This window comes from Bacteroides sp. 43_46 (assembly GCF_001915455.1).
GTDB lineage: Bacteria > Bacteroidota > Bacteroidia > Bacteroidales > Bacteroidaceae > Bacteroides > Bacteroides caccae.
Window position 1 is genome coordinate 96,265 of record NZ_MNQN01000142.1, and the last position, 11,718, is coordinate 107,982.

Annotated in this window: 6 protein-coding genes and 2 pseudogenes; 6 read left to right on the plus strand and 2 right to left on the minus strand. The window is 41.7% G+C overall.

Going from position 1 to position 11,718, the window contains the following annotated elements; genetic code table 11:
- Positions 1–272: 272 nt before the first annotated feature.
- Both BHV72_RS18675 and BHV72_RS18680 read right to left on the minus strand, forming a co-directional pair.
- Positions 273–2,273 (minus strand): tetratricopeptide repeat protein, encoded by a 2,001-nt coding sequence (locus BHV72_RS18675; RefSeq protein WP_005677248.1) that lies wholly within the window; start codon positions 2,271–2,273, stop codon positions 273–275.
- 17 nt (positions 2,274–2,290) lie between these two features.
- Entirely contained in the window at positions 2,291–3,076 is a 786-nt protein-coding gene (locus tag BHV72_RS18680) for a Cof-type HAD-IIB family hydrolase (RefSeq protein WP_022041749.1), read from the minus strand.
- A 474-nt stretch (positions 3,077–3,550) separates the two neighbouring features.
- Here BHV72_RS18680 and BHV72_RS18685 point away from each other — a divergent pair, with 474 nt between their 5' ends.
- The 6 genes and pseudogenes from BHV72_RS18685 to BHV72_RS18710 form a co-directional block, all read left to right on the plus strand.
- Positions 3,551–4,096: a DUF3575 domain-containing protein gene (locus BHV72_RS18685; protein ID WP_005679919.1), complete on the plus strand. Its 546-nt coding sequence runs from the start codon at positions 3,551–3,553 to the stop codon at positions 4,094–4,096.
- A 26-nt stretch (positions 4,097–4,122) separates the two neighbouring features.
- Positions 4,123–6,156, plus strand: a pseudogene (locus BHV72_RS18690) (carboxypeptidase-like regulatory domain-containing protein).
- A gap of 24 nt (positions 6,157–6,180) precedes the next feature.
- Positions 6,181–8,547 carry a hypothetical protein gene (locus BHV72_RS18695; protein WP_286857458.1) on the plus strand — a complete coding sequence of 789 codons (2,367 nt, stop codon included), beginning with the start codon at positions 6,181–6,183 and terminating at the stop codon, positions 8,545–8,547.
- A gap of 307 nt (positions 8,548–8,854) precedes the next feature.
- Complete coding sequence (locus tag BHV72_RS18700) at positions 8,855–10,024, plus strand: MalY/PatB family protein (RefSeq protein WP_022041753.1); 1,170 nt, start codon at positions 8,855–8,857, stop codon at positions 10,022–10,024.
- Between the two features lie 664 nt (positions 10,025–10,688).
- Positions 10,689–11,294, plus strand: a complete 606-nt coding sequence (locus BHV72_RS18705; RefSeq protein ID WP_022041754.1) for an RNA polymerase sigma-70 factor — start codon at positions 10,689–10,691, stop codon at positions 11,292–11,294.
- Between the two features lie 136 nt (positions 11,295–11,430).
- Positions 11,431–11,718, plus strand: a pseudogene (locus tag BHV72_RS18710) (FecR family protein); the annotation flags it as partial.

Sequence of the window (11,718 nt, forward strand, 5' to 3'; positions counted from 1 at the left end):
TTTAAGAGTCTGATAATATGTAAGGAACAAAACTAATAAAACTTTTTGATAATAAGGGATAAAAGAGATTTTTTTAGGGATTCTTATTTTAAAATTAGGGGAATCCAAAGCACGGAATTATGGCAGGGAGTGGTTGAGGCAATGGCTCTTCAAGGGTTGTAGTGGAGGAGATTCGTTCTTCGGTGAGTAACGGTCTCTTTCTCGGTGAGGAACAGTGTATTGGTCAGTGAGGGAAAAACGGTCGGTTCCCGTTTCCTCCCTTTTGTATATATTTATTGTTTTTTCTTTTTCTTCAGTTCCTCTGCAATTCTCCATTGTAACGCAGCTTCCACTTCCTTTCCGGCTTTCAGCAAAGCGTCTCCAAAAAGTTCGTGTGCACCGGCGTGTTCCGGTTTCAGACTTGTAGCCTTATCCAGATCAGCGATTGCACCTTCTGTGTTTTCTGTTTTCAACCGGAGTTTTCCCCGGTTATAGACAGCTTTAAAATTTGCCGGATGAAGGTTTACTGCGGTATTAAAGCAATTTTCAGCGTCGAAATAATCTTTATTATTGAATAAAGTAATTCCTTTACGTATCCATGCGTCTATGTAGTTTGGATCGAGGCTGAGCGCTTTATCGTAGTTGGCAAGGGCAGCACGTATATCATGTGCTTGGGTGATACATTCGTTTCCCATTAACAGATACTCATGGGCGTATTGGCGTAGGCGTTCCTGTTGTTCCCGCATCTGTTCCTTGAGCTTTTTATTCTGTTCTTTCAGGGTGTTGATAATGCCGAGTTTTCGGCGAATCAGGCGGCGGGGAACAGGTTTTTCAATATCGTAGCGGGAATGGATGGCACGGAAGAATTGTTCTAGACATTCCTCCATATCACCTTTATTGAAAGCGCGGGCGGCTGCGGCATATTGCACATCGGCCTGTGCCTGTTTCAATGCCTTGTCAATAGCTTGCCGGTTATTAAATCGTCCGGCGAAGTTGACGATTTCCGGACGGACGAAAATATCTGCCCGGTTAATAGGCTTTTTGAGTTGGATACCATCCAGAGAAGTACAACGGCTGAGTGCGACATACGCTTGTCCACCGGCAAATACTCCTCCAGTGAAGTCGATTACCACCCGGCTGAAAGTCAGGCCCTGGCTCTTATGAACTGTAATTGCCCAAGCCAACCGGATAGGATATTGAGTGAAACTACCTAATACTTCTTCCTCGATCTCTTTCGTTTTTTCGTTGTAGCGATAACGGATATTGCGCCATGAATCCCGTTTAACGTCACATTCTTTCCCGTCATCAGTGATAACGTATATCGTTTCTTCTTCTTCATCAATACCGGCAATGACGCCAATAGTGCCATTTACCCAACGACGGTCAAAGTCATTCTTGATAAAGATAATTTGTGCACCGGGTTTTAGCACTAGCTCTTGTGAGGTGGGTAAACTACTTTCGGGAAAATCTCCTTCGATAACTCCTTCAAAAGTAATCGATTCTCCCGGAAGCTCGGCCAGTTTTTTTTCGTTGATTGAATCTACCGTATCTCTTCGGGTAGCAAGCGTGATATACATATCCGCTTCTGATTCTTCAATCTGGCTTCCATATCGGGTATTCAACAGTTGGAGGTCGGCTGCTCCGGCAGTATTAGTACGAATGTGGTCAAGTACACCGACAAAAACCGGATCAGTCTGCCGGTAAACCTTTTGCAGTTCGATAGAAACTAAATCTATCTGACCGAATACTCTTGCTGAGAAAAAGTAAGGAGTAGGATAGAAACGGTTCAGTATTTCCCGTTCATCATTCTTCACGACAGGTTCCAATTGGAAAACGTCGCCTACCAATAGTAACTGTTTTCCGCCGAAAGGTTCGCGCAGATTATGAGAATATACCCGTAAGATGCGGTCGATTGCATCAATGATATCCGCCCGTACCATGGAAATTTCGTCAATGATGACCAGTTCTATCTGTTCCAATAACTTGCGGTGCGGCTTCGTATATTTGAAGAACTCATGGATACGACCGCGTTGCAGACTTAAATTGGGATCGTCCGGCAATAGCGGATAAAAAGGGAGTTTGAAGAAACTATGCATCGTACTTCCTCCGGCATTGATTGCAGCAATTCCGGTCGGAGCAAGTACAACATATTTCTTTTTGGTATGCTCGCAGACATAACGCAGAAATGTAGATTTTCCCGTACCCGCTTTCCCGGTCAGAAAGACCGACTGTCGGGTGTACTGAATCAGATTCAGTGCATCCTGAAATGCGGCATTGTCAGTGTCTACGCTCATCTTCGTATTTGCTTGTCTCAAATAATTCCGAAATGTTTCATTGCTTTGCTGATTCCGTCTTCGTCAATCGGAGCCGTCACATAGTCGGCGGCAGCTTTCACATCCTCTTTGGCTTGTCCCATGGCAATTCCGATAGCAGCATGGCGAAGCATACTGATGTCATTGCCTCCGTCACCGAATGCCATAGTCTCTTCCAGTTTCATATCGAAGTAACGGATGATTTCGTCAATGCCTTTCTGCTTGGTATCCCCTTTGGCCGTAATATCGGCAAATGCCGGGAACCAACGCCCTACTTCACAAGTAGGGATAGACGGGCGGATCTCCTTTTCTTCTTCTTCCGTGATGAAAGGTGTCATCTGGATCACCTCCTTGCTTGTTGCTTCCTCGAACGAAACAGTCGGAATAACATTCACGTGCAGGAAATCATAGAATATCTTTTTTACCATGTCGTTAGGCTGGCAAACGGATATGTTGTGTTCCTCCACAAAGATACACGGTACTCCTTTTTTCTCGCAGAAAGCAGCCATTGCTTTTACTTCCTCCTGTGGAATAGCGCTTTTGTAAATAACTTGTTCTCCGACAAAACAATAGGCTCCGTTCATGGTTATATATCCATCAATGAGATTTCTGTCTTGCAATTCGGAAAGGTTGTTGATAATGGCTTTCGGGCGTCCGGTAGCGATAAATATTTTGAGCCCTTTTGCGTGGGCTGCCTCCAATGCCTCAATGGTAGAAGGCGGGATACGGTGAGTTTCAAAACTGACCAGCGTTCCGTCTATGTCAAAAAATAGAGCTTTCGTCATAAATTCCTTTTTGAATTGAGTACAAATGTACTACTTTTATTCCAAAAGTTAAAATATAACCAGATATTTTATGTATAATTCTGATAATCAGTTGTTTGTTCGGGTTGTGTCACCTTTAATCCTGAAAAATAACCATAATAATTAACCCTGAAAATTAATCATTATGCTGAATTATGAGTAAATATTTTTTTTGATTTTAGACCGGATTTTAATCTGTTTAATTCGGATACAAAGAGAGCGACTACAATCTATTATACTGTAGTTTATTTTATCTGTAGTATGGTATATGATGGTCTAAGATGGAAATTGTTGCAATAAAAAACAAAAAAAACATGTTTAAACGTTTTTAATACTATATTTTTTCTAATTTTGTGGCTTTCTGCCCAAGGAGTGTATAAATTGGACAGTAGGCCCTTTTTGTGGGGAAATATTGAGTGGGAAATATTTAGTGGGAAATAAATGATGGTATATGTGATGAGAAATGGTCGCAGGGTAATAGTTGCGTTATCATTTCTGTTATTATGTTGTGGTGTACATGTGCACGCACAACGGGTGGCTGTGAAGACAAATGCATTGGGTTGGCTGACCGCCAGTCCGAATGTAGAAGCAGAATTTGTATTGGGTAGTCATGTCTCCTTGAACATAGGGATTGCTGCGAATCCAATCAGTACAGACAACTTTAAAACGACTTTCACGCATTTTCAGCCTGAAGTTCGTTACTGGCTAAATCGTCCGATGGTGAGCCATTTTCTTGGAATCACCGCTTTCGTGAATAATTTTAATATGATGGTAAAAGATGTGCATCACAAAGGTGATGCATACGCCGCCGGTTTGACCTATGGATATGTATGGGTGCTGGGCGATCATTGGAATATCGAAGCAACTGCCGGAGTGGGTGTGTTGCGTTACCGTCAGTTCAAGTATGATAAGGGTATTCCGAAACCGGATGCGGTCAACGATAGTAAGACCACCATTGCACCTGTTAAACTGGGGGTATCCTTTGTGTATATTATTCGATAACGAACATTAGCTAGTCAGAAAAGAGAATGAAAATCAATTTGAAACGTGATAGATTAACAGGTATACTTCTCGTGGCGATGATGTTCGTCGGCATGAATGTATCCGCCCAACGGATCCGTGTGCAGGGGCATATCACAAACCCGCAGGGAAAAAGTGTTCCGAATGTGAATGTGCTGAATCCGGTCAATGACGAACGTATAGAAATGTCCGACGAGGATGGCCGTTACAGTGTCTTAGTTGAGAAAAACGGCTCGTTGAAGTTTACATGTGTCGGTTATGAAGACAAAACAGTGAAGGTGGCAGGAAAGCAAATTTTGAATGTAGTATTGAAAGATGCCGTCATCGAGCTGAACGAAGTAACGATTACTTCCAAAGTGAAGGACAAAGTGATTCCGGAACCTACGGACATCGAAATCAAGGGTAATTATTTCCATCTGAAAACCCGTGTCCCGGTGCCTAAGGAGATGTTTAACTCGCATCGTCGCTTGGTATTGCAGCCTTCCATTTATGATGTGACACTGAAAAAGCGTCTGTTGATGCGTCCTGTTGTATTCGACGGGGATACTTATAATACAACGCAAAATCGAATGTACGATTATGATATAGATAAAGACCCTTTACATGATTACATCCGTGTGAAAACGACTTCTTCACGCTAGGGGGATATTATTGCTTACCATGATTCTATCTATATAGAATATCTGCAACATGACTACCGTGCAGATGTGCATTTGGCAATGGAGAATTACAGGAATATCATTTATCGTGACTCTTTCTCCATTGCACGCGGAACGGTCAACCCACTTCGTTTTTTGGAGTATAAATTCTCCGCTTTCAGCCTGACGGATGAGAAATATCTTCCGAAACCTGTGATGCAGTTGCGGGATACGAAAGGCGAGGTAAACTTGACCTTTTTGGTAGGTAAAGCCGACCTGGATGATAAGAATCCACAGAATCAAGTGGAACTAAACCGATTGAATCAGGAATTACGTAGTATTGAGACGAACCCGGATGCCTCTTTGAAGAGTTTTCATATTACGGGGGTGGCTTCGCCGGACGGTTCTTACGAGACGAATCTTCGTCTGGCAAAATTGCGTACGGATAAAGCCCTGGGACGTATACTGGCACAACTGGACCCGGAAACACGTAAACTGTTGGAAGTGAAATCGGATGCATCGGTTGCCTCCTGGAAGGAGGTAGCAGAATTGCTGAAAAAAAACTCCAAGCCGGAACTAGCTAAAGAAGTAGAGGATTTAATCAAACAATACGCAGCTACTCCTCATCGATTGAATGGGGTCTTGAAATCGAAACCTTTCTACAAGGAACTTGCGGCTACTTATTTGCCTAAATTGAGAAAGGTGCAATATACCTATGGTTATTCAATTTTCCGCTCTTTAACGGACTACGAGATTAGAGAACTTTACAGAAAGAATCCGAAGGAACTTACCCGTTTCGAATATTACCGTATGATTACGACGGCAAAAACTCCCGACGAGAGGGAAAAGTATTGTAGGGAGGCTCTTGAACTTTATGGTAACTTTACGTATGCAGCCAATGAACTGGCAGTAGTAATGATACAGAAAGATACTCCGGATTCAAATATTCTCGAACCGTTTGTCAGTAAATCGGCACCGGTGGAGTTATTATCCAATCAGGCTATTGCCTTGCTGCATGAAGGCAAATATACAAAAGCAGATTCAGTCTTGACATTGGTTCCCGAAGAAGCGGTTTCTGAAGATTTGCAGGCCATCGTTCAGGCATTGGCCGGTTATTATAATGATGCTTTCGAGAAGGTGGCGGCTACTAGTCCTTTCAATGAGGTGGTGATGCTATTGGCAATGAAGAAAAATCAGGAGGCATGGGATAAGATTTCCACCATGGAGGTAGAGACCGCCCGCGAATATTATATAAAAGCGATTGCCGCCAACCGCCTGGAGAAAATAGGTGATGCGATTATGAGCATTGAGAAGGCCCTTGAACTTGATCCTTCCTTATTGGAAGTAGCGAAGGTGGATGGTGATATTATTGACTTGCTGCCAGAAGAGCAGAAAATTAAATAATGATATATACAACAAGAGTAAACGATGAATATCTTCAGAATCAACAATAAATATGTAGCAGTGGCAATCTTCCTGATGCTTGCTGTTACCTTACGGGCACAGGATTATGGTGCATTGCAATATATGTTACAGAAACGCCCTGCAAATGAAAAGTTCGAGAGTAATAGATTCAATGAACATCTCTTTTTCTCTGCCGGAATAGGACCATACAGCTTGTTAACAAGTGGAGATAGTCAGGATGGAATGGGAATGACCGCCCATCTCTTTATGGGAAAGTGGATTACTCCGGTTCACGGACTTCGGATAGGGGTGAATTTGGGTTATCTGTCGTCGGGTATCTACGATTCTAAAATAAAAATGGGTGGCGGCAGCCTGGACTATTTGTTGAATATGTCCTCCCTGGCATACGGATACAATGCAAATCGTTGTTTTGAGTTAGTAGGGATTGCAGGTATAGAAGCCGGTTATTCTAAGGTGGGTGACAATAGCGATCGTTCCGAAAAGTATCCGGATTTGAAAGGTGGCGGTCAGCTTTATTATGGTGCTCATCTCGGTTTACAGGGAAATGTACGTCTTTCTTCTACATTGGATTTGTTTGTAGAGCCACGGATCGGATGGTATAATGACAGTTTTGCGTATACGGAAAATTGGAGAAACTATAAAATGGCTGGTTCAGTTCTGGTAGGTCTGACCTATATGCCTGGTGCTCCAATGGGAACTAAGATACATTTCGATGGTTTCGATAATAGCTCCTTCCTGAATCATATGTTTATCTCTTTATCCGGTGGTATCAGTACACTGAAAGTTCCGGGAATCAAGAATACGATTAAAGGATTAGGTCCCCAGTTCTCTGCCGGAATCGGTAAATGGTTCAGTCCTTCTTCCGGTCTGCGTTTGTCCGGGACAGTTGGGGTTTCGGACACCCCTTCGGGCAGCGCAAGCGGTTACTTTAAACATGTCGATCTGCATGCTGACTATCTGTTGAATATCAATAATGTTCTTTGGGGATATGATGAAGACAGAATATTTAGTCTGATCGGTATTGCCGGAGTTAATCTGGCAGGTACGAAAGGAGTGGATAAAACCGCCAAGTATGCTCCGGGAATAGGAGTCGGTGTGCAGGGAAGTTTCCGTATCAACCGTTCTGTGGATTTATTTATAGAACCTCGCCTCAATGTGTATAGTAAGAGATATGCAGGAGGTCGCGGAGTAGGTCGCAATACAGATCAGCTCAGAGAGTTGAATTTTGGCTTGACTTATCATACGATTGACCGTGCGGCACGTCCGAAGAACAGATTCTCAAGCAATCACATCGCAGACAATCTGTTTATGACTTCGGGAATTGGTGTGCAAATGTTCTTGAATAAGACGAACCTTGAAAACCTTGGTTCTTTAGGTCCGCAGGCTTCTGTTTCTATAGGTAAGTGGTTGAGCCCTTATTCCGGTTTGCGCCTCGTGGGTACAGGTGGATTTTTTACGAACTATGTAGTTCCAGGAAGTGTTAAAGCGGGCAAACTTAGACATGCCAGCGTCAGTGGCAGTCTTGATTACTTGTGGGGCATAATGTCTACCATGAGTGGATACAATCCCGATCGTATCTTTGATTTAATAGGTTCGGTAGGTATCAACCTTGCTTATACTTCCAAATCAGACCATAAATTCCAACCGGGTGTTAATGCAAGCATACAGGGATTATGGCATGTGAATGATTTTCTCGGTTTGTACATTGAACCGCAGATTCGCTTTTATGGAGATAAATTTATTGAAGGTAATCTGGGCTTTATGCAGAAAGACGTGATGGTAGGAGTCAATGCAGGTTTTCACTATCGCTTTGTTCCTTATTCAAAAACAGCCAATCGTAGCGTGTTTGGTCTGGATGACAAGCGTTACTTCATTTCCGGTGCACTTGGATTGGGTAGCTTGCTTGTAGCCAACAAAGACTTGGTGAAGAATGCAGGTGTAGAAGCAAAGGGAAGCATTGGTAAATGGTACACTCCGTTATCTGCATGGCGGGCAAATGGAACAATTATGTACAAGGCCAAAACGTCGTCAAAGATGAATCTCCATTATGCTGGTTTGGGTATGGATTATATGATAAGTCTGGCCACATTGGCAAAAGGATACAGCCCCAATCATGTGATAGATGTTGTTCCTTTTGTGGGAGTTACGGCCGGACTGGTACGCCGTTATGGTAAGTTCCGAGCAGTGCCGGGACTGGATGCTGGTGTGCAGGTAAAACTGAAGGTGGCTTCTTCTTTGTATCTGTACGCCGAACCTAAAATCGGTATCCGTACCGATACATACGATGGCTCCGAACAGGGAAGACCTGACCGTGTAACTTCCATGGTAGGTGGATTATTATACAGATTCAAAATGCCTACTTTTCAGTAAGAAAGAACTTTAATTTCTAGGTAAATCTCCTTTATTGTTCGTAATAGTCAATAAAGGAGATTTTTACATTGGTTATTTCTTCTATATTTTCCGTTATCAGTTTGTTAACTTGGGTGGAATAGAAAGTGTAATGAATAATAATTTTTCCCTTTTTCGAACTATACAATTCAATGGAAATCTCTATTTTTGTTCCCGGTTAGCAAAATGGGTTAAGTTCTGATTTAATTCTATGTAAGTGATTAATAATCAGTATTAATTATAAATATGCTACTTCTGTTTCACATAATATAAAAAAACATCATGCAGTATGAACTATAATTTTGATGAAATAATAAACCGTAAAGGTACGGATTCCGTAAAATGGGATGCCGTGGAAGGTCGTTGGGGACGCAATGACCTGATTCCGATGTGGGTGGCCGATATGGATTTCCGTACGGCTCCTTTTGTGATAGATGCTTTGAAGAAACGTTTGGAACACGAAGTGCTCGGATATACTTTTGCCTGCAAGGAATGGGCGGAGTCTATCATTAACTGGCTGAAAGAACGCCACGGGTGGACGATTAGCGAAGATATGCTGACATTTACTCCCGGCATTGTGCGTGGATTGGCTTTTGCCATCCATTGTTTCACGGAGAAAGGAGATAAAGTAATGGTCATGCCTCCTGTTTATCATCCTTTCTTTCTGGTAACACAGAAGAATGAGCGCGAAGTCGTGTTCAGTCCGCTGATATTGAAAGATGGCCAGTATCATATAGACTTCAACCGTTTCCGCAAAGATGTGCAAGGATGTAAACTGTTGGTTTTGAGCAATCCTCATAACCCGGGCGGACGTGTATGGACGAAAGAGGAACTTTCTCAAATCGCTGATATCTGTTATGAAAGCGGCACATTGGTTATTTCTGACGAGATTCATGCCGATTTGACCTTACCTCCTTACAAGCATTCCACCTTTGCTTTGATTTCAGAAAAAGCACGGATGAATTCACTTGTCTTTATGTCTCCGAGTAAAGCATTCAATATGCCGGGGCTGGCAAGTTCTTATGCAATTATTGAGAATGACGAACTTCGTCACCGTTTTCAGACCTATATGGAAGCAAGCGAGTTCAGTGAAGGGCATTTGTTTGCTTATCTTAGTGTGGCTGCCGCTTACAGTCACGGAACAGAATGGCTGGACCAGGTCATTGCCTATATACAGGGAAACATTGATTACACCGAACACTATCTGAAAGAACAGGTTCCCACTATCAAGATGATCCGTCCGCAAGCTTCTTATCTAATCTTTCTTGATTGCCGCGAATTAGGATTGAACCGGGAAGAACTGAATCGTCTGTTTGTGGAAGATGCTCATCTGGCTCTGAATGAGGGCACTACCTTTGGCAAAGAAGGCGAAGGTTTTATGCGATTGAATATTGCTTGTCCGCGTGCTACATTAGAACAGGCCTTGAAACAGTTAACGCAGGCGGTTAATAATAGATAGGATTATAAAGTTATAATCCGGTTATGATATTTTCAAAGTATTCTCTCCGTTATGAGAGAATCTCATTGCGACAAGAATAAAATTTGTCGCAATGGATTGCAAAAAAAACGTCTTATGGGCAGGAAACTCTTGACAAAGCCTTTTTGATTTTGTATATTTGTAGATCCAACTATCAATGGATAAAGGAAAAATTTAAAAATAATGAAAAATAAAATAGTGCAATATTATAACAATATAATAGTAGTTTCTTGCAGTAGTTAAGCTGTGAGGGGGGGCGTATAAACTAAAGGCTGCGAATCTTTATAGGGTTTGTAGCCTTTTTTGTTGCAAAAAATCATATTTCTATCCTTGATTTCGGAATTTATAGTTTATAATAAACTTGGATACCGTTTATAATAAACTCTTCAATAGTTTATTAAAAACGAAGAGATTGTTTTAATGAGAAGAGTCTGCTTTTTTCTTTTTTGTTATGGAATGAGATGTCCTTTATGGGAGATTTATAATGAAAAGTAAATGATGCAGATATGAATGTAATAGATTTGCATCTTTTTAGTATATATTTTTATTGATTAAATTAACGATATTTGATGTTTGCTTAAAAAAGAAGTGTATATTTGCAAATTATAAATAATTGTAATCTGGATCGTTTCAAAATGACCAAGCAATGTCGATAAAACCTGATATAAACCTGACGGTAGATGAGGATATAGTGCTATGGCATTCTATCAGTAGAGGAGATAAGAAAGCCTTCGATGACTTTTTTATGAAGTACTATACCTTATTATATGGGTATGGCCGTTATTATGTGTCAGCAGAAGACGCCAAAGAAGTGTTACAGGAATTGATGATGTGGCTATGGGAAAACAGGACGACTTTTGTGCCGGATACTACTTCCTCTTCTTTACGACAATATCTGATTACTTCTGTCAAACGTAGGTGCTTTAATATACTTCGGAGACAAGAAAAGGAAATGCTTGAAGAATCATCGTGGTTTGAGCAAGAGCAGGATGCTTTTTATGAGTTTATAGATTTATCCGTTGTCAATGAACTGCAATCACTTATCCAAGAGGCTATTGACGAATTACCGCCTTCCTACCATCAGGCTTTCGCTATGCATCGCTTTCAAAACAAAACCCGTCAAGAGATAGCCGAAGCATTGCAAGTGTCCATTAAGACTGTTGATTACCGCATTCAGCAGTCTCTCAAAATTCTGCGGGAGAGATTGAAAGATTATCTTCCCATATTGGTTATTTACGGTTTTATGTTATAATCTCCCTCCCTTCTTTTTTTCATCTGCTAAGTTTTTTATCGAACAGCAATAAAAAAATCATTTTTTGTTTAGTACATCCTCCGGTTTCTGTGTATTGTATATGTAGGCGGGTAATAAAACGTTTACGATGTCAATTATGCAAGAACAGAAAATGATAGATGAATCTTTGCTACTCCGCTATTTTGAAAAAGAGGTCAGCGAAGAAGAGAAACAAAAAGTAGAGGAGTGGATACGCAGTTCCGAGGCCAATAGCCGTATGGCTAAGCAAGTGGCACAGATCTTTGTAGCTACACGTCTGCTTCATAACTCGAAAGAGGCATCCCCTCAGCAGGCGTTACAGAATTTCTGGAGACAAGTGGAACGGCGGAAACACAAACGCATTTGGCGATATATAGGAAAGGTTGCTGCCATATTAGCTCTCCCC